General features: G+C 71.1%; 16 protein-coding genes. 13 read left to right on the forward strand and 3 right to left on the reverse strand.

Features of this window, described 5'->3' with window-relative positions; all coding sequences use genetic code 11:
- Positions 1-37: 37 nt before the first annotated feature.
- Positions 38-646 (reverse strand): helix-turn-helix domain-containing protein, encoded by a 609-nt coding sequence (locus KF708C_RS11900; RefSeq protein WP_197090348.1) that lies wholly within the window; start codon positions 644-646, stop codon positions 38-40.
- Positions 647-813: 167 nt separating this feature from the next.
- Entirely contained in the window at positions 814-1,713 is a 900-nt protein-coding gene (locus KF708C_RS11905) for a LysR family transcriptional regulator (RefSeq protein ID WP_020203760.1), read from the reverse strand.
- Positions 1,714-1,825: 112 nt separating this feature from the next.
- Here KF708C_RS11905 and KF708C_RS11910 point away from each other — a divergent pair, with 112 nt between their 5' ends.
- Genes KF708C_RS11910 through KF708C_RS11925 form a run of 4 tightly spaced genes read left to right on the forward strand, consistent with a single transcriptional unit; the run spans position 1,826 to position 5,438 of the window.
- Positions 1,826-2,602, forward strand: a complete 777-nt coding sequence (locus KF708C_RS11910) for an amino acid ABC transporter ATP-binding protein (protein WP_059411952.1) — start codon at positions 1,826-1,828, stop codon at positions 2,600-2,602.
- 50 nt (positions 2,603-2,652) lie between these two features.
- Positions 2,653-3,474: an ABC transporter substrate-binding protein gene (locus KF708C_RS11915; protein ID WP_020203762.1), complete on the forward strand. Its 822-nt coding sequence runs from the start codon at positions 2,653-2,655 to the stop codon at positions 3,472-3,474.
- Positions 3,475-3,486: 12 nt separating this feature from the next.
- Positions 3,487-4,149: an amino acid ABC transporter permease gene (locus tag KF708C_RS11920; protein ID WP_059411953.1), complete on the forward strand. Its 663-nt coding sequence runs from the start codon at positions 3,487-3,489 to the stop codon at positions 4,147-4,149.
- A gap of 2 nt (positions 4,150-4,151) precedes the next feature.
- A complete protein-coding gene (locus KF708C_RS11925) occupies positions 4,152-5,438 on the forward strand; it encodes a M20/M25/M40 family metallo-hydrolase (RefSeq protein ID WP_231586460.1) in 1,287 nt (428 codons plus the stop codon).
- Between the two features lie 39 nt (positions 5,439-5,477).
- Here KF708C_RS11925 and KF708C_RS11930 read toward each other — a convergent pair whose 3' ends face one another.
- Positions 5,478-7,946 carry a penicillin acylase family protein gene (locus KF708C_RS11930; protein WP_059411955.1) on the reverse strand — a complete coding sequence of 823 codons (2,469 nt, stop codon included), beginning with the start codon at positions 7,944-7,946 and terminating at the stop codon, positions 5,478-5,480.
- A 287-nt stretch (positions 7,947-8,233) separates the two neighbouring features.
- Between KF708C_RS11930 and KF708C_RS11935 the strand changes: the two genes are divergently transcribed.
- The 9 genes from KF708C_RS11935 to KF708C_RS11975 all read left to right on the forward strand — a co-directional run bounded on the left by KF708C_RS11935 (position 8,234) and on the right by KF708C_RS11975 (position 19,141).
- A complete protein-coding gene (locus KF708C_RS11935; protein ID WP_020203766.1) occupies positions 8,234-9,070 on the forward strand; it encodes an IclR family transcriptional regulator in 837 nt (278 codons plus the stop codon).
- Positions 9,071-9,073: 3 nt separating this feature from the next.
- Positions 9,074-10,129 (forward strand): cyclase family protein, encoded by a 1,056-nt coding sequence (locus KF708C_RS11940; RefSeq protein WP_020203767.1) that lies wholly within the window; start codon positions 9,074-9,076, stop codon positions 10,127-10,129.
- Between the two features lie 68 nt (positions 10,130-10,197).
- Positions 10,198-11,448, forward strand: coding sequence for an ABC transporter substrate-binding protein (locus KF708C_RS11945; RefSeq protein ID WP_156173798.1), 1,251 nt, complete (start codon positions 10,198-10,200; stop codon positions 11,446-11,448).
- Between the two features lie 11 nt (positions 11,449-11,459).
- The gene (locus KF708C_RS11950) at positions 11,460-12,602 is read left to right on the forward strand and encodes a thiolase family protein (RefSeq protein WP_082079521.1); all 1,143 of its coding nucleotides are present in this window, start codon (positions 11,460-11,462) and stop codon (positions 12,600-12,602) included.
- A gap of 94 nt (positions 12,603-12,696) precedes the next feature.
- The gene (locus tag KF708C_RS11955; protein WP_059411957.1) at positions 12,697-13,065 is read left to right on the forward strand and encodes a Zn-ribbon domain-containing OB-fold protein; all 369 of its coding nucleotides are present in this window, start codon (positions 12,697-12,699) and stop codon (positions 13,063-13,065) included.
- Positions 13,066-13,121: 56 nt separating this feature from the next.
- Entirely contained in the window at positions 13,122-14,117 is a 996-nt protein-coding gene (locus tag KF708C_RS11960) for a tripartite tricarboxylate transporter substrate binding protein (protein WP_082079522.1), read from the forward strand.
- Positions 14,118-14,155: 38 nt separating this feature from the next.
- Entirely contained in the window at positions 14,156-16,261 is a 2,106-nt protein-coding gene (locus KF708C_RS11965) for an acetate--CoA ligase family protein (RefSeq protein ID WP_059411958.1), read from the forward strand.
- A gap of 149 nt (positions 16,262-16,410) precedes the next feature.
- The gene (locus KF708C_RS11970) at positions 16,411-17,814 is read left to right on the forward strand and encodes an McrB family protein (protein WP_059411959.1); all 1,404 of its coding nucleotides are present in this window, start codon (positions 16,411-16,413) and stop codon (positions 17,812-17,814) included.
- Positions 17,807-19,141: a hypothetical protein gene (locus KF708C_RS11975; RefSeq protein ID WP_059411960.1), complete on the forward strand. Its 1,335-nt coding sequence runs from the start codon at positions 17,807-17,809 to the stop codon at positions 19,139-19,141. The genes KF708C_RS11970 and KF708C_RS11975 overlap by 8 nt, the downstream gene beginning before the upstream one ends.
- Positions 19,142-19,148 lie beyond the last annotated feature (7 nt).

Genomic DNA, 19,148 nt, shown 5'->3' on the forward strand with positions numbered 1-19,148 from the left:
CAGAAGGGACGTGGGGTGGCCCCCTGGAAATGCCGGTTCAGTACGTGGGTGGCGCGATCACCCACACCACCACCGCCTCGATCCTGCCGCGATTCGCCCAGCGGAACGGCTCGCGCTCGATGCGGAAACTGTCGCCGGCATTGAGCTCGAAGAAGTGCTCGCCGATCCAGACGTCGAGCCGTCCCTTCACGAGATAGCCCTCTTCCTCCGTATCGCGCAGGCTCGGCTCCAGCAGCATCGCTCCCGGCTCGAATGTGCTGAGGAACATCTCGAACGAACCGCCGATGTTCGGCGACAGCAGTTCTTCGACAAGGCCGTCCGTGACGGTGCCCAGCCGCCGCCGCGAGCCGGCGCGCTGGACCCGCCCCACTTCCGCGGCCGGCTTCGATTCGCTCACGAAGAACCAGCCGAGCGGCACCCCCAGCGTCAGCGCCACCCGCTTGAGGTCCGAGATGGACATTTCGGCGCGCCCTCTTTCCAGCTGGCTCATGAAGCTCGTCGAGCGGCCCGCCGCTCCGGCGAGGTCCGCCAGGGTCTTCCCCCTGGCCTTGCGCAGCTTGCGAATCTCCGCGCCCAGCGCAGCGGTATCCAGCACGGGCCCGTCGGCCTGTTCAACGACATTCATGGCTTGCGGATGTTCTGGCATGGTTCGTTCGAGCCCCACGGAGAGAGCCACCCTGAATTTTTCCATTTTTTCGGATGGAAAAATTCTACTCCATTTTTTTACCCACAAAGATTCCTGGCACCTTCCCGGCGTCTGCCCGCTCGATTCGCGCCCGGCCGCCAGGCCTCGCCTTGTTCACATTCGCCGGATCACAAGGCGCCGTGCGCCAGCAGATATTCGTCGAACTCGGCGGCAAAGGCGTAGGCCAGCTTCGACATCGGCCGGTCGTGCGGATGGAAGACCGCGAAGTGATAGGCCAGCGGCGGCGAGAACGGGCGCACGAGCAGCGCATCCGATTTCATGTCCTCGGCGCTGATCGGGTCCACCAGCGCGACGCCGACGCCGCGCGCCGCGAGCGAGATCGCGCTGGCGAAGTAGTCGCACTCGGCGACGATGCGCAGGTGCGCGCCCGCCTCGTCGAACACCTTGCTGGCGCCCAGCTGCGCGGCGTGCCCCCGGAACATGCCGATGAAGGGCGTGCCGTCGAGCAGGCGCGGGGTGAGCACGGGATGCTTCGCCAGCGGATTGTCACGGTGCAGCACCGCCACGAACGACATCTGGTAGCGATTGACGGCGACCAGCGGATGCTCGACCGGCAGCTCGGCCACGGCGAGGTCGAATGCGCGCGAGGGGATGAGGTCGCGCACGCCCTGCGACTGGCGCGAGATCAGCTTGACCGTGACGCCCGGCCGCGTCGCCACGAAGCGCGCGATGACCGGAGGCAGCCAGGAAATGCTCGGCCCCGGGTGGCTGGCGATGGTGAGCGAGCCGGCCCGGGTTTCGTGGATGTCGTGCGCCGTGCGCGACAGCTGGGCGTGCCGGTCCAGCACCTCGGCGACCTCCCCGACCAGCGCGATGGCTTCGGCCGTCGGCGTCAGCCGGCGGTGCTCGCGAACGAACAGCGCATAGCCCACGGCCTCTTCCAGTTTGTTGAGCAGGGTGCTGACGGCGGGCTGGCTGATGCCCAGAACCTGTGCGGCAAGGGTGGCGGAGCCGCGCTCCATGACGGTGCGAAAGACCTCAAGCTGCCTGATTTCGAGCATATCCATATGAATCTATTATGGATTGAAAACCCAGCAAAATCAATGGATCGAAAAACACGGCGCGGCGAGGATGGCACGCAGATTGCAAGGTAGATTCAACTTCAATATGTGAGCCGTGATGACGTCCGACGCAGATTTCCCCAACCTCCTCATGTCGGCCCGCGGCGTCGTCAAGACGTTTCCCGGCGGCAAGCCGGTGCTGCATGGCATCGACTTTTCCGTGGCCCGCGGCGAAGTCGTTTCGCTGATCGGCTCCAGCGGCTCCGGCAAGACGACCCTGCTGCGCTGCCTGGCGATGCTCGAGACGCTGACCGAAGGCGAGGTGTTCGTCGAAGGCCAGCGCGTCGCCTGCCCCAAACCCGGCCGCGACATCGCCCGGGCCGCCAGGGCGGTGCGGGCCGACGTCGGCATGGTGTTCCAGCAGTTCAACCTGTGGCCGCACCTGTCGGTGATGGAAAACGTCATCGAGGCGCTGATCCGCGTGCGCCGCATGGACCGCGACGCCGCCGTGAAAAAGGCCGAGCCGCTGCTCGACAAGGTCGGCCTGCTGGGCAAGCGCGACGACTACCCCAGGCGCCTGTCCGGCGGCCAGCAGCAGCGCGTGGCCATCGCCCGCGCGCTGGCCATGACGCCCAAGATCCTGCTGTTCGACGAGCCCACCTCCGCGCTCGACCCCGAGCTGCGCCAGGAGGTGCTGCTGGTGATGCGCGAGCTGGCCCGCGAGGGCATGACCATGCTGGTGGTCACCCATGAGATGGGCTTCGCCAGCGACGTCTGCTCGCGCGTGGTCTTCATGGATGCCGGGCGCATCGTCGAAGACGCGCCACCGGGCCAGTTCTTTTCCGCGCCCGCCACCGAGCGCGCCCGCAGGTTCCTCAGCCAGCTTTCCTCCTGAATTCCTCCGTCCGAATTTCCTACCGAATTTCTTCCCGAAAAGGCTTCGCCATGTCCATCTCCTCCCCAGTCTCCTTCCTGCGCAAGACGGCCCTCGTGCTGCTGGCGGGCGCCGCCGCGCTGTCCGCCGCGCCGGCGTCGGCCCAGCAAACGCAGTCGCGCCTGTTCGAGATCACCAAGAGCAGGAAGCTTCCCGTGTGCATCTACCCGCTGTACTACGCCATCTCCTTTCGCGACACGAAGACCAACGCGCTGACCGGGCTGGACATCGACATGGCCAGGGAGCTGGGCAAGGAGCTCGGCGCCGAGGTCGAGTTCGTCGAGTCCGGCTTCGGCACCTTCATCGCCGACCTGCAATCCAACAAATGCGCGATCGGCATGTTCGCGCTCGGCGTGACCACCAAGCGCGCGCAGGCGGTCGAGTTCAGCAAGCCCTACATGAACGCGTCGGTCTACGGCGTGGTGCGCAAGGGCGGCAAGGTCAAGACCTGGGCCGACATCGACAAGCCCGGCGTCAAGGTGGCGGTCCTCCTGGGCAGCTACATCGAGACCTACATGAAGGGGTACCTGAAGAAGGCCACCATCGTCTCCATCCAGCCGCCGGCGACCCGCGAGGCCGAGCTGTCGGCCAACCGCGCCGACGTGATCCTGGTGGACTACCCGACGGTCCTGCGCGTGAAGCAGGAATTCGACTGGGCCCAGAGCGTGGAGCCGCCGAAAAAGCTGGCCCCGACCCCGGTCGCCTATGCCATTCCCCAGGGCGACCAGATCTGGCTGAACTTCGTCAACCAGTTCATCGACATCACCAAGATGGACGGGCGGCTGGCGGCCATCGCCAGGAAGTACCAGCTCGACGGCAACGTCGCGCCCTGAGGCAAGCCGGCCATGCACTACGCATTCCGCTGGGATGTCATCCCCAACAACCTGGACTTCCTGCTCTCCGGCCTCGGCCAGACACTGCTGATCTGCGCGTGCACGCTGCTCGCCTCCATCTTCGGCGGGCTGGCCATCGCGCTGCTGGACATGTCGCGCCACCGCGCCCTGCGCTGGTTCGGCATGGGCTTTGGCGAGGTCATCCGCAACACGCCGATCCTGGTGCAGATCCTGTGGGTGTACTACGTGCTGCCGATGGTGTTCGACATCTCCATCGACGCCCTGCCGGCCGCCATCATCGCGCTCTCGGTCTACTCCTCGGCGTTCCTGTCGGAGGCGTACCGGGCCGGCATCCAGGCGGTGCCGCTGGGCCAGCGGGAGTCGGCGCTCGTGCTGGGCATGAGCCCCTGGCACACCTTCCACCGCATCGTGCTGCCGCAGGCGGTGCGGCTGACCCTGCCGGCCATCGCGGCCAACTTCGTGCAGCTCATCAAGTACTCGTCGCTGGCCTCGGTGATCTCGGTCAGCGAGATCACGCGGCGGGGCATGGAGCTGTCCGCCACCGCCTTCCGGCCGCTGGAGATCTTCACCTTCATCGCCGTCGTCTATTTCGTCATCTGCTGGCCGCTGGCCATGGCCATCCGGCTCTGGGAACGGCGCCTCGCGCATCAATGAACATGCAAAATCAATCGGAAATCCAGGCTGCCCAAGCGCTGGAGAGCGAACTGCTCGCCGCCGTCGCGGCGCGCCGGGACCTGCTCGTCGACATGACCCGCGCGCTGGTGGCGGCGGCGTCGCCCAATCCCCCGGGCGACGTGTCCGCCGCGGCGCACGCGGCCTTCGGCCTGCTGAGCGCGATCCCGGGCGTGGCGATCTCGCGCCACGAGACCGCGCCCGGCATCGTCAACCTGGTGGCCCGCATCGACAGCGGCAAGCCCGGGCGCCGGCTGGTGTTCAACGGCCACCTGGACACCTTCCCCATCGGCGAGGACCTCGGCTGGACCGTCCCGCCGCTGGGCGGCGTGGTGCGCGACGGGCGCCTGTACGGCCGCGGCGTGTCGGACATGAAGGCCGGCATCGCCGCGTCGATCGCCGCCGCCACGGTGCTGGCCGAGCGCCGCGGCGACTGGTGCGGCGAGGCCGTCGTGACCCTCGCCGGCGACGAGGAAAGCATGGGCGTCCTCGGCACGCAGTGGCTGCTGGACAACGTGCCCGAAGGCCGCGGCGACGTCATGGTCAGCGGCGACGTGGGCTCCCCGCTGGTGGTTCGCTTCGGCGAGAAGGGCCTGTTCTGGATCGAGATCAGCGCCACCGGCGAGCCGGCCCACGGCGCCCACGTGCACAAGGGCGTCAATGCCATCGACCGGCTGCGCGTCGCGCTGGACGCGGTCAAGCGGCTCGAGTCGCTGGCCGTCGACGCGCCCGCCGAGATCGGGGCGGCCATCGCGGTGGCGGCCCCCGTGTCCGAGCCGATGTCGGGGGCCGGCGAGAGCGAGGTGCTGCAGCGTGTCACCGTGAACATCGGCACCATCGACGGCGGCGTCTCGCCCAACCTCGTGCCCACGCTGGCCCGGGCCCAGGGAGACATCCGCCTGCCGGTCGGCGTCAGCACGCGGCAGGTCATCGAATGCCTGGACCAGTGGCTGGGTCCGATGGAAGGCGTCAGCTGGAAGGTGGTCCAGCGCTACGAGCCGAGCTTCACTTCACCGGACCATGAAATCGTCCGGCGCGCCTTGTCGGCATCCGCGCGGGTGACGGGCGGCGCGCCGGTGGCCAACATGCGCGTGGGCGCCTCGGATGCGCGCCTGTACCGCGCGGCCGGCGTGCCGACCGTCGTGCTGGGCTGCACGCCGCATGGCATGGGCGGGCCCGACGAGCACGTCTACATCGACGAGCTGGTGAGCGTCGCGCAGATCCACACGCTGATCGCGTTCGGCTACCTGGGCCAGGCCGCCGCGGCATAGCCGTTCCGGCAGCGGGGGCGGCACGAACCGCGGTCCCCGCTACTGCGGCGCCAGCGGCACCAGCTCCACCCGCTCCCGGCTCTCCTTTTCCACCGCCTTGCGCGAATAGACCAGCGGGAAATACTCGCCCCTGGCCCACAGCGGCGCGAGGTCGCGGTAGTGCGGGCTGGCCGGGTTGCCCGACTGGCCCGGCGTGTTGATCACGCGCGAGGCGTCCCAGTTGCCCACGTCCAGCACCATGCGGAACGACGCGCCGGCGGTGAGCTGGAAATCGCTGTTGCGATAGCTGGTGTTCATCGGCGTGAAGGACGAGCCGCCGATGGGGCCGGCGTTGACGTCGTAGCGCTGGCGCGCGGCCGCGTCGAGGATCGGGTGCAGCGGGTGGTCGAACACGGCGGCGTGCAGCTTGCCCCATTGCCAGGCCCTGGGGTCGGGGCCGAGCTTGCGCTCCACCTCGGTCATGGCGCTCTTGAGCGAGCTCACGATGGCCTCGTTGCGGCGCTCCAGCGGCATCCACGGCTCGGGCCGCTCCAGCACCGCCAGCACGCGGCTGGCGTCGCCGTAGCCGGCCAGGCGCGCGCCGTCCGGCGAGAGCGCCGCGCGCACCACGGCCGGGCGCAGGTACTTGCTGAACCACACCTCGAACAGCGCCGCCGGCGCGCTGTCGGCGCGCTCGTTGCCGTCCCAGCCGCGCAGCAGGTCGAGGCCGCGCTGCGCCTGCGCGTCGTCGCTGCGCACGTTGGCCAGCACGGCCACCGCGCGCAGCGCGGGCAGCGAGACGGTGTCGTTCTGCCAGGCCATGCTGTCGGCCAGCGACGAATGCGCGTTGGCCGCGACCAGGCTCTTGAGCCGGCGCGCGCGCGCGGTGTCGCTCCACTCGTAGCCGATGCCGAGCCGGGCGGCGGGATGCCTGGGCGGGATGTTGTTCTCGTTGGCCGTCACCACGTAGCCCGCGCTCGGGTTGAAGGCCCACGGCAGCTCGTCCATGTTGCGGTAGCCGGCCCATTCGTAGCGGCCGTCGCCGGGCACCGGCATGAGGCCGTCCCAGTTCGGGCGGATCGGCGTCAGGCCGCCGGGCAGCCAGCCGATGTTGCCGTCGCGGTCGGCGTAGACCTGGTTCTCGCCGGGCGCGCCCCAGCGGTTCATGGCGGCGCGGAACTGGTCCCAGTTCTGGGCGCGCATGTAGTCCATCGAGCCGAAGTACGGCGCCATGCCGAAGTCCAGCCACGCGGCGCGCAGCACGTAGGCGCGGCCGCTCTTGGCGTCGGCGTACAGCACCGGGCCGTGGCGGGTGAAGTCGATGCCGACCTTGCGCGGCGCGGCCTCGCCCTTGACGGCGATGTCCTCGGTCACGGTCTCCATCGGCTCCCAGCGGCCGCGGTAGCGGTACTCGCGCGGCTGCGCCGGGTTGGTCTCGTAGACGTAGAGGTCTTCCTGGTCCATGTAGAAGCGCGTCAGGCCGAAGCCCACGGTGTCGTTGTGGCCGATCGAGATGCCGGGCAGGAACGGCTCGCCGGCGCCGATCACGGACAGTCCGGGCGCGTTCAGGTGGCTGATGTAGCGCAGGCTCGGCGCGCCCTGCGCGCGGTGCGGGTCGTTGGCCAGGATCGGGCGGCCGGTGGCGGTGCGCGCGCCGGCGATGACCCAGTTGTTGGAGCCGAGGCTGCGCGCGGTGTCGCTGTTGCTGTCGAGCACCGCGTAGAGCGCCTCGTGCGGGATGTCGCCGGCCGCGGCCGAGGTCCACCACTCCTTGGGAAAGCGCGGCGCGGCGGTGGCCAGGTCGTAGGCGCGGCGCAGCTCGGCCACCGGCAGCGCGCACGGGTCCAGGCCCTCGGGCAGCCGGGGCGTGACCGGCGGGTCCAGCTCGCGGCGCACCCAGTCGGCGCGCACCGCGTCGGGCTTCACGTGGCAGTAGATCTGCGCGCGGTCGATCTCGCCGGTGAGGTTGAGCGTGAGGCCGTGGTGGCGGATGCGCACGATGTCCTCGGCGCGCCAGCGCGCGGGCTTGTAGTTGAGGATGCGGAATTCGGGCGGCAGCAGCTCGGGGCGCGCCTCGGTCTGCGCCACGAAGGCGTTCACGCCGGCCACGAAGGCCTCGGCCACGCGCTTGGCGTCGGAGCCGTAGGCCAGCCACTCGCGGTACATGTCGCCGCGGAACAGCACCGCGCGCGCCATGCGGTCGCCCTCCACGTAGGCCGCGCCGAAGTCCCTGGCCATCTCGCCCAGGCCGCGCTTGCGCCACAGGTCGATCTGCCAGAGGCGGTCGCGCGCGGCCATGAAGCCCTGCACGTAGAAGGCGTCGTACAGCGTGCCCGCGTAGATGTGCGGCACGCCCCAGCGGTCGATCAGGATGCTGGCCGGCTTCTCCAGCCCGGCCACCTGGTAGCGCTCGGTGCCGGATGCCGCGGCCGCGTTGTTGGCCGCCGCCGGCACGGCCTGCGCGGCGCCGGCGCCCAGGACGGCACTCAGGCCAAGGACGGCGGCAAGGCGGCGGGCACGGCGGACCATCTGGAATCTCCTCGGAATGGCGGGAACTGCATGCTGGGCGGCGCGCCCGGCGCGCGGCGAAATGTCGCCAAGGATAGCGGAAGACGGCACGCGCGGGCGAAATCCGGCGCGGTGCCGGGCCCGCGCGGCAGGCCCCGGCGGGCCTTGCGCGCGGCTTGTGCGCGGCTTGTGCGCGATGTTTTATCCCGCAAAACTTTGATGCAGCGCAGAATGACGCCCCGCGTCCGGGCGTCTATAACCTGGGAACCGGTTTCACTCCCCGAAACTACCCATCCCGGAGCCTGTGCGTGACGGTCCCCACGACCTCCCTCCAGAAAGCCTGCAAGCTGCTGCGCGCGCTGTCCGACCCGCGCAATACGCGGCTGACCGACCTCGCCGCGGTCACGGGCGTGGACAAGGCTTCGGCGCTGCGCCTGCTGGACACGCTGGCGGCGGAGGGTTTCATCGCGCGCGACGCCGACACCAAGGCATTCTCGCTCGGCCCCGAATGGCTGGCGCTGCGCGCGGCCAGCGTGCGCCGCATCGACCCGCGCGCCGCCGCGCGGCCCGCGCTGATCCGGCTGGCGCAGGCGTTCGAGGACACCGCCATCCTGTCGGTGCCGAGCGGCTGCGAGTCGGTCTGCCTGGAACTGCGCCCGGGCACCTTCCCGATCCGCGCCAACTATCTCGACGTGGGCAGCCGCCGTCCGCTCGGCGTGGGCGCCGGCAGCCTGGCGCTGCTGGCGGCGCTGCCCGATGCCGAGGTGGAAGCCACCGTGCGCGCCATCGCGCCGGCGCTGCGGCGCTATCCGCGCATCGACGGCGCGCTGCTGCTGCGCGAGGTGCAGGCCACGCGCGCGCGCGGCTACGCGGTGCTGCTCGACGTGGTGGTGGAGCGCATGGGCGGCATCGCCATCGCGCTGCCCGGCCCGGACGGCTACCCGCTCGGCGCCATCAGCATCGCCGCGCTCAACGAGCGCATCACCGAACGCGAGCCGGCGCTGGCGCGCGCGCTGCGGCGCGAGGCCGAGGCCGTGTGCGCGGCCTGGCTGCCGGCGGCGCAGGGCGGCCCGGCCGGATCATCCACCGCGCGGCGGCCACGCAAGGCCGGCGCCGCGCGCGTCCAACCACAACCGGAGGCATAGCGCATGCGCTGGAAACAACGACCGCAGGGATCCAACTGGGGCGATTTCGGGCCCGACGACCAGCTCGGCCGCGTCAACCTGATCGGCCCCGAGCAGGTCCGCAAGGGCGCGCTCGAAGTGCAGGCCGGGCTGTCGTTCTGCCTGTCGCTGCCGCTCGACTACCCGGGCGGCAACAAGCTCAACCCGCGCCGCCACCCGCCGGTGCTGCGCCCGACCTTCCGCGACGACATCCCCTACGTGAACTTCCCGCTGGCCAAGGTCGATGCCGCCGCCACCGACGTCATCAGCGACGACCAGGTGCTGCTGTCGCTGCAATACTCCACGCAGTGGGACTCGCTCGCGCACGTGGGCGCGCTGTTCGACGCCGACGGCGACGGCCGCGCCGAGCGCGTCTACTACAACGGCTACCGCGCCAACGAGCACATCGTCGGCCCGGTGGACTACGCCGAGGACGACCATTTCGCCGCGCACGCCTGCGGCCACGAGCACAGCGAGGCGCGCGCGCTCGGCATCGAGAACTTCGCCGTGAAGGGCATGCAGGGCCGCGGCGCGCTGGCGGACCTGGCGCACCACTACGGGCTGGACTTCCGCAACGTCGGCTACGACGACCTGATGCGCGTGCTCGAAGCCGACCGCGTGGAGGTGGAGCGCGGCGACATGCTGCTGCTGCGCACCGGCTTCGCCGAGGTGGTGCTGTCGATGCGGCGCGAGCCCGACGAGAACGTGCTGCACCACGCCTGCTGCGCGCTCGACGGCCGCGACAACCGCCTGCTGAACTGGATCACCGATTCCGGCATCGCCGCGCTGATCGCCGACAACTACGCGGTCGAGCGCTACCCGGCGCTGCCCGCGCCGGCCGGCGAGACGCACCACCCGCTGCTGCCGCTGCACCATCACTGCCTGTTCAAGCTCGGCCTGCCGCTGGGCGAACTGTGGTACCTGCAGGAGCTGGCCGCGTGGCTGCGCGCCAACCGGCGCGCGCGCTTCCTGCTCACGGCGCCGCCGCTGCGGCTGCCGGGCGCGGTGGGCTCGCCCGCCACGCCGATCGCGACGGTCTGACCGGACCCGCGCCTCAAGAAATCAAGAAAAACACGGGCCATGCAGGCCCCACGCTGGAGGAGACAACCATGAACCGCAACCATCCGTGGCTGCGCCGGCCGCTCGGCGCGCTGGCGCTGGCCGCCGCCCTGCTGTGCGGCGCCGGCCAGGCCGTGGCGCAAGCCGCCAAACCCGGCATTTCCGACGACGAAGTCAAGATCGGCCTGATCCTCGACATGAGCGGCCTGTATGCCGACGTGACCGGGCGCGGCAGCGCCGTGGCCGCGCAGATGGCCATCGACGACTTCGGCGGCAAGGTGCTCGGCAAGAAGATCGAGCTGGTCGTGACCGACCACCAGAACAAGGCCGACATCGCCGCCAGCAAGGCGCGCGAGTGGTTCGACACCGGCCACGTCGACGCCATCCTCGACGTGGCGGCCTCCGCGCCCGCGCTGGCGGTGCTGGAAGTGGCCAGGCAGAAGAACCGCATCGTGGTGTTCTCCGGTCCCGGCACCGAGCGCATCACCAACGACCTGTGCACGCCGGTGTCGGTGCACTACGCCTACGACACCTACGCGCTGGCCAACTCCACCGCGCGCGCGGTGGTGCAGCGCGGCGGCAAGACCTGGTTCTTCCTGACCGCCGACTATGCCTTCGGCCACACGCTGCAGGAGTCCGCCACCGCCGTCATCAACGAGACCGGCGGCAAGGTGCTGGGTGCGGCGCGCCACCCGATCGGCGCCAGCGACTTCGCCTCCTACCTGCTGCAGGCGCAGGCCAGCAAGGCGCAGGTGGTGGGCCTGGCCAACGCCGGCGGCGACTCGGTCAACGCCATCAAGGCGGCCAGCGAGTTCGGCCTGACCCGCGGCGGCAACCAGCGCATGGCCGGGCTGCTGCTGTACATCAACGACATCCACGCCATCGGCCTGAAGACCGCCTCCGGGCTGCTGCTGACCGAAGGCTTCTACTGGGACATGAACGACGCCACGCGCGCATGGTCGCGCCGCTACTTCGACAAGCTCAGGAAAATGCCGAACATGAGCCAGGCCGGCACCTACTCCTCCGTCATGCACTACCTCAAGGCCATCCAGGCCGCCGGCACCGACGAGACCGCCGCCGTGATGAAGCAGATGAAGGCCATGCCGATCAACGACTTCTTCGCGAAGAACGGCCGCATCCGCGAGGACGGCCGCATGATCCACGACATGTACCTGTTCGAGGTCAAGACGCCGGCCGAGTCCAAGTACCCGTGGGACTACTACAAGCTGCTGGCCACGGTGCCGGGCGACCAGGCCTTCATCCCGCCGGCCAGGTCGCAATGCCCGCTGATGAAGCGCTGAACGGAACGCCCATGCTCAATCCCGCTTACCTGCGCGGCGCCGGCAATACGCGCTTCGGCCGCATCGAAGGCAGCACGCCGCTGACGCTGATGGCCGCCGCCACCGATGCCGCGCTGGCCGACGCCGGCCTGGCGCGCGCCGACATCGACGGCGTGCTGTGCGGCTACGCCACCACGCTGCCGCACCTGATGCTGGCCACGCGCTTCTGCGAGTACGCCTCGCTCGATCCCGCCTACGCGCACGGCGTGGCCTCGGGCGGCGCCACCGGCGGCGTGATGGCCATGCTGGCGCGCGAGCTGGTGCGCGCCGGGCGCTGCCGCCACGTGCTGGTGGTGGCGGGCGAGAACCGCCTGAGCGGCCAGAGCCGCGACCAGTCCATCCAGACCCTGGCCCAGGTCGGCGAGCCGGAGATGGAGGTGCCCAACGGCGCCTCGGTGCCGGCGTACTACGCGCTGCTGGCCTCGCGCTACCTGTTCGAGACCGGCCTGCGCGCGGACGACCTGAGCGGCTTCGCGGTGCTGATGCGCGAGCACGCGGCCGGGCATCCCGACGCCCACCTGCGCGAGCCGTTGACGCCGGAGGCGGCGCGCGCCGCCCGGCCCATCGCCTCGCCGCTGCGGCTGTCGGACTGCTGCCCGATCTCCGACGGCGCGGTGGCGGTGGTGATCTCCGCCGAGCCCGGCGGCGGCCGGCCGGTGCGCATCGCCGGCGCCGGGCAGGCGCACCGCCACCAGCACCTGAGCACGCTCGACAGCGTGCTCGCCACCGGCGCGGCCGACGCGGCGCGGCGCGCGCTCGGCGAAGCCGGCAGCACGGTCGCGGAGGTCGATTACCTGGCGATCTACGACTCCTTCACCATCACGCTGGCCATGCTGCTCGAGGAACTCGGCGTGGCGGGGCGCGGCGAATCGCCCGGGCGGCTGGCCGCCGGCGACTTCGGCCGCCACGGCGCGCTGCCGCTCAACACGCACGGCGGGCTGCTCGCGTTCGGCCACTCGGGCGTGGCGGGCGGGCTGATGCATCTTGCCGAAGCCGGGCGGCAGCTCGCGGGCAAGGCCGGCGCGCGGCAACTCCCGCCGCGCAGGCGCGCGCTGTTCCACGCGGACGGCGGCGTGCTGTCGTCGCACGTGAGCCTGGTGCTGGAGGCGCAATGACCACGCCGCTCGCCAGTCCCCTTGTCTTCTCCCCCACTTCGCGGGAGAAGGCAGCAAACCACCTGCAACGCATAGCGCCACCGCAAGACCAGCCATGACCACCGACCAAGCCGACCATCCCTACCAGTCCGGCCTCGATGCCGGCATCGTGCGCTACCAGGCCTGCGACGACTGCGGCGCGTGGCAGCCCTTGCAGCGCCACGCCTGCCGCGCGTGCGGCGGCACGCGCCTGGGCTGGCGCGACGCGGCGGGCACCGCCACCATCCACTCGGTCACGGAGGTCGCGCGCGCGCCGACCGATGCGTTCCGCGCGCTGGCGCCCTACACGCTGGTACTGGCCACGCTCGACGAAGGCCCGCGCGTGATGGCGCATGCCGAGCCCGGCGTGGCCATCGGCGAGCGCGTGCGCGCCGGTTTCCTGCGGCACGGCGAACGCACGTTGCTGCGCTTCCTGCGCGAATAGCACGCGGCGCGCGCCGGCCGGCGCGCGGCGCTTCCATCACAACCGAGGAGACCGACATGAACCGAACCTTGCCGCTTCGGCGGCCCGCGCTCGCCCTGCTGGCGGGCGCCATCGCCCTCTCGGGCGCATTGCCCGCGCCGCCGGCGCGGGCGCAGGCCTGGCCCGCCAAGCCGGTGCGGCTGATCGTGCCGTACCCGCCGGGCGGCCCCACCGACATCGTGGCGCGCGTGGTCGGGCAGAAGCTGGCCGACCAGCTCAAACAGCCGGTGGTGGTGGAGAACCGCCCCGGCGCGGGCGGCAACATCGGCGCGGAAGCGACCGCCAAGTCGGCGCCCGACGGCTACACGCTGCTGGTGGCCACCACCGCGCACGCGATCAACATGACGCTGTTCAGCAAGCCCGGCTACAGCACGCAGAAGGATTTCGCGCCGGTCTCGCTGCTCACGCGCGGGCCGCTGGTGCTGGTGACGGCGCCGGCCACGCCGGCCGGCAGCGTGGCCGAGCTGATCGCGCTGGCCAAGGCAAAGCCGGGACAGGTCAGCTTCGCCAGCTCGGGCAACGGGCAGTCCACCCATCTTGCCGCCGAGCTGTTCAACAGCATGGCGGGCACGCGCATGACCCACGTGCCGTACAAGGGCAGCGCGCCCGCGCTGACCGACGTGATGGGCGGGCAGGCCACCGTGATGTTCGACACCATGCTCTCGGCCATGCCGTTCGTGCGCGACGGCCGGCTCAAGGCGCTGGCGATCACGGGCGCGGCGCGCTCGCCCGCCGCGCCCGACCTTCCCACCGTGGCGCAGGCCGGCCTGCCCGGCTACGAGGCCACCGCGTGGAATGCGCTGCTGGCGCCGGCCGGCACGCCGCCCGCGGTGGTCGGCGCGCTCAGCAGCGCGCTCAAGACCGTGCTCGAGCAGGACGATGTGCGCGCCAAGTTCGCCACGCAGGGCTTTGCCGCCGAGTGGACCTCGCCCGCCGCCACCGGCCAGTTCCTCGCCCGCGAAATCGACAAATGGGGCAAGGTGGTCAAGGCCTCCGGCGCCACCATCGACTGACTCTCCCGCTTCTCTTTGCTGCCACGCCGCAATCCACCATGAACCAGACCCTGCAAGCCCTGCTGGCGCCGCGCTCGATCGCGGTGATCGGCGCCTCCGACCACATCCACAAGATCGGCGGCCGGCCCATCTACTACATGCGCGAGCACGGCTACGCCGGCAAGCTCTATCCGGTCAACCCGCAGCGCGACACCATCCAGGGCCTGCCCGCGTTCGCCTCGCTCGACGCGCTGCCCGAGGTGCCCGAACTGGCCATCATCGTGGTGGGCGGCGAGGCGGCCGTCGCCGCCGTGCGCGACTGCGCGCGCCTGGGCGTGGCCGCGGCCATCGTCATCGCCTCGGGCTTCGGCGAGGCCGGCGCGGAAGGCCGCCGCCAGCAGGACGAAATGGTGCGCGTGGCCGCCGGCGCCGGGCTGCGCCTGGTCGGCCCCAACAGCCAGGGGCTGGCCAACTTCGGCACCGGCACCATCGCCAGCTTCTCCACCATGTTCATCGAGGTGCCGCCGCAGGACGGCCCGGTGGCCGTGGTCAGCCAGAGCGGCGGCGTGTGCGCGATGGTCTACGGCCTGCTGCGCGGGCAGGGCATCGGCGTGCGCCACATGCACGCCACCGGCAACGAGGCCGACCTCACCGTCAGCGAACTGGCGCTGGCCGTGGCGCACGACCCCGACGTGAAGCTGATCCTGCTGTACCTGGAAAGCCTGACCGACCCGGCCGTGCTGGCCGAGGCCGCGGCGGTGGCGCGCCGGCGCGGCGTGCCGATGGTCGCGGTGAAGGCCGGGCGCTCCAGCGCGGGCCAGCGCGCGGCGGCCTCGCACACCGGCGCCATCGCCAACGAGGACCGCGCGGTGGGCGCCTTCCTGGCGCGCCACGGCATCTTCCGCGTCGACGACGCGCACGCGCTGGCGCGCTGCGCGCCGCTCTACCTGCGCGGCTGGCAGGCCGCCGGGCGCCGGCTGGTGGTGGTCAGCAACTCGGGCGCGAGCTGCGTGATGGCCGCCGACGCCGCCGAGCCGCTCGGCCTCGCGCTGGCGCCGCTGTCGGCCGCCACCCAGGCCGCGCTGGCCGAGCGCCTGCCCGGCTTCGCCGCCACCGCCAACCCGGTCGACGTGACCGCCGCGCTGCTGACCAACAGCGGCCTGTTCGGCGACGTGCTGCCGGTGGTCGCCGCCGACCCCGCCGCCGATCTGGTGCTGCTCGACATCCCGGTGGCGGGCATGGGCTACGACCTGCCGCGCTTCGCGCGCGACGCCGCCGGCTTTGCCGACAGCGCCGGCAAGCCGATCGCCGTGGCCGCGTGGCAGGCGCCGGTGGCGGCCGCGTTCCGCGCCGCCGGGGTGCCCACCTACGCCAGCGCGGCCGACGCGCTGGCCGCCTTCGCGCAACTGGCCACGCACCAGCGGCAGTTGCGCGAGACCGCGCAGGAAGACGGCGCGGCGGCCGCGCACCGGCCGCCCGCGCGCGCCAGGGCCCGCGCGGCGGCGGACGCACCGGCGCAAACCCTCAGCGAAGCCGCCAGCCTGGCGCGCCTGGCCGCGGCCGGCATCCCGGTGGTGGCCCACAAGCTGTGCCACGGCGTGGACGAAGCGGTGGCGGCCTGGCGCGAATTGAAAGGCCCGGTGGCCGTCAAGGCCAGCTCGCCGCAGGTGCCGCACAAGAGCGAGCACGGCCTGGTGGCGCTCAACTGCAACGACGAGCACGCCGTCGCGCACGCCTACATCGTCCAGACCGACATCCTGCGCAAGATGGGCGCCGCCTGCGAAGGCGTGGTGGTCGCGCGCATGGAGCGCGGCCAGCGCGAATGCATGGTCGGCGCGCACTGGGACCCGGTGTTCGGGCCGGTGGTGGTGGTCGGCGACGGCGGCAAGTACGTCGAGGTGCTGCGCGACACCGCCGTGCTGCTCGCGCCCTGCAGCGAAGCCGCGGTGGCGCGCGCCGTGGCCGGCCTGCGCATCGCGCCGCTGCTGGCCGGCGTGCGCGGCGAGAGCGCCGTGGACGTGGCCGCGCTGTGCCGGATCGCCGCGCGCGTCGGCCGGTTGATGCACGAGGCCGGCGGCGCCATCCGCGCGCTCGACCTCAACCCGGTGATGGTGAGCGCGGGCGGGGCGGTGGTGGTGGACGCGCTGATGGAGGTGGCGGGCTGAGGCGCGATGCGGGCGGCAGGCCCGCGTCGGAGCAATCCGATTCCGGCCATTGTCAAATGCGAACAGACCGGATTTTCCGTTGCTTGCCGCGTGCATCGGGCCGCGTCCGCTCATTAGAATGAGCGGACGATTCAGTCCGGATGCACGCAATGGAATTCACCGCCGGGGAAGTTCCCCACCAACTCATCCTGTTCGGCCCGCCGGGCACGAGCAAGAGCCATACCGCGCTGCACGTGCTGGCCGGCGTGCTGGGCGTGGACAAGGACGACATCTTCCCCGTCACCTTCCACCCCGAGTTCGGCTACGGCGATTTCGTCGCCAGGCTGATGCCCATGTCGCGCCGCGACGGCGGAGTCAGCCGGATCGAATACAGCGTTCACGCCGGGCCCTTCATCGAGGCGCTGGGCCGGGCATACGCGGCGCCCGACAGGAAGATCCTGCTGCTGATCGACGAGATCAACCGCGGCAACTGCGCCGAGATCTTCGGCGACGTGTTCCAGCTGCTCGACCGCAATGACGATGCCTGGTCCAGCTACGAAGTGATGGCGTCCGAGATCGTCATGCAGGCGCTGCGCGACAAGTTCGACGGCGCCGGCAGCGGCGACGGCAACGTCGCGGCCGTGTACGGGAAGAAGAAGCTGCGCCTGCCGCCGAATCTCCATCTCGTCGGCACCATGAATTCGAGCGACGAATCGGTGTATTTCATGGACACGGCATTCAAGCGGCGCTGGCACTTCCAGTTCGTGCCCGTGGATTTTGCCACGGTGCCGGCAACGCAGAAGGCCGCGCTGCTGGAAAACGGCACCATGCCGGCGCCGGACTGGGAGGCGTTTCTCACCGCGCTCAACCGCTTCATCGTGGCCAAATGCCAGGCGGCCAAGCTCGACGACAAGCTGGTCGGGCCGTGGTTCATCAAGGCGCGCAGCGCGGGGCGGCTGGTGGACAAGTATCCGGCGGATCTGGATGCGTTGAAATCCCTGGCGCCGAAGGTCACGATCTATCACAAGGGCGCGGACTACAGCCGCCAGTTCGACGATCTGTTCGACGCGTTCGCGGACCGGCTCGATGCCGGCCCGCGCGGCGCCGTGCTGGATTTCGCCGGCTACGATTCCACCTCGACCCGCAGGATCGGCAAGATCCCGTTCGAGCCGAGCTCGCACTACTACTACGCCAGGAAAACGAAGCCCGCGACGATGGAAGACGGCCAGCTCGTCATCGAGGATTTCGTCGAGGCGCTGGGCCAGCTCGCGCTGGCGCCCCGCATCAGCCGCCACGACATCGCCGGCAAGCTGTGCCTGTACCTGTGGGACAACGTGTTCGACCGCGACCGCCGCCCGCTGTGCGAGGTGATCGGCTGCGGCCGGGAAGCGCTGCGCACCTTCGGCGATTTCGCCGGCAAGGTGGACGCCTTCGTCGGCGGGATCATGCGCGACTACGGCGAGCGGCCGGAGACGGCGGCGGCCGCCGGCGCCACGAGCGCCAGCAACGACGAGGACCGCGGGAACGACGAGGACGACGAGGACGGCGAGGCGGAAGCGGCGGCCGATGCTTGATTTCTCCACGCTGACGGTCGAGGCGGCCGGCGGCTACGTCGGGCTGGAGCGCAGGCAGGGCCGGGCCGTGCTGCGCCTGCCGTACCACCTGTCGCACCTGGAGCGCGAGCCGGTGCGCGCGCTGGCGATGCTCTACAAGGTGCTCGGCGTGTTCAGGACCACGGACAAGGCGGCCGGGCGGCTGGCGCCGGTGGACGGCATCGAGCACAACGGCGCTTCGGTCCGGGGCACGCGGGACGAAGGCGTGTCGTTCCATGACACGCTGGGGCTGGAGGCGCTGTTCCAGGCCTTCGATCCGCTCGGCCTGCTGAGCCTGGTCGAGCGGCGCGGGCGCACCAGCCGCGTCGACTACGGCAAGCTCCACCGGCATCTGCATCGCGCCGTCTATCTCGACGACGGCGCGCCGTTCGTCGAATACGCGAGCGGCCCGCGCCGCGAGCTGCGGCTGGCCGCGCACGATCTGGTCGGGCTGTACTGCTTCGTCGCCGGCGATTTCTACACCGGCTTCCTCGACCTCGCGCCCGGGCAGGCATGGGGCGACTTCAGCGGCGAGGCGCTGGCGCAGGCCGCCGATTTCCGCCACCGCTTCCTGCACGCGGACAGCGGCCTGTTCGGCGGCGACGCCTTCGTCGCCACCGACACGCGCGAGCGCCTGCGCGAGATCCTCTTCCGCATCGAGCGGCAGACCCCGTTCAAGAGCCAGGTCTTCCTCACGCTGTTCGACGGCCTGCGCCGCTACCTCGAGCAGGGCTGGCTGGCCGACCGCGACGACGGCATGGTGTGGGGCATCGGGGATTTCTGGTCGGTGTGGGAGTCGGCCTGCCTGGCGCACGCGCTCGCGCGGCATGCGCCCGGGGACATCTTCACCTGCGACTACCAGCACCTGCCCGCGGCATTGCTCACACGCGAGCGCGAGCAGGCGTGGCAGGCCAGCCGCGAGGCGGTCTTCGCGCGGAACGAATACCGGCGCCGCCCGGACCTGGTGGTGCGGCGGGACGGCGGCTATCGCATCGCCGACTTCAAATACTATGCGGAGCTTGCCGCGCGCCGGCCGAAGCCGGACGGCGCCGCGTCGGCCAGGCAGGTGGCGGACTTCGACAATATCGAGCTCTACGGGCTGCTGCTGCGCGACCATCTGCATCGCACCGGCCAGCCCGGCGCGGCGCGGGTGGCGCTGGAATTCTGGCTACCGGCGGCGGCGCGCCACGAGCGCGCCTTCACGCGCGCGCCGGCGTGGTCGCCGCCGCTGCGCGTGGTGGGCCAGCCCGTCGCGGCGCTGCTGGACGACTACGCGAAGCTGTTCCGCGTGCAGCCCGCGCGGCGGTAGCCGCGCG

Origin of the sequence: Cupriavidus basilensis, from assembly GCF_000876015.1 — a bacterium.
In the GTDB taxonomy this organism is placed as follows: Bacteria; Pseudomonadota; Gammaproteobacteria; order Burkholderiales; family Burkholderiaceae; genus Cupriavidus; species Cupriavidus basilensis_B.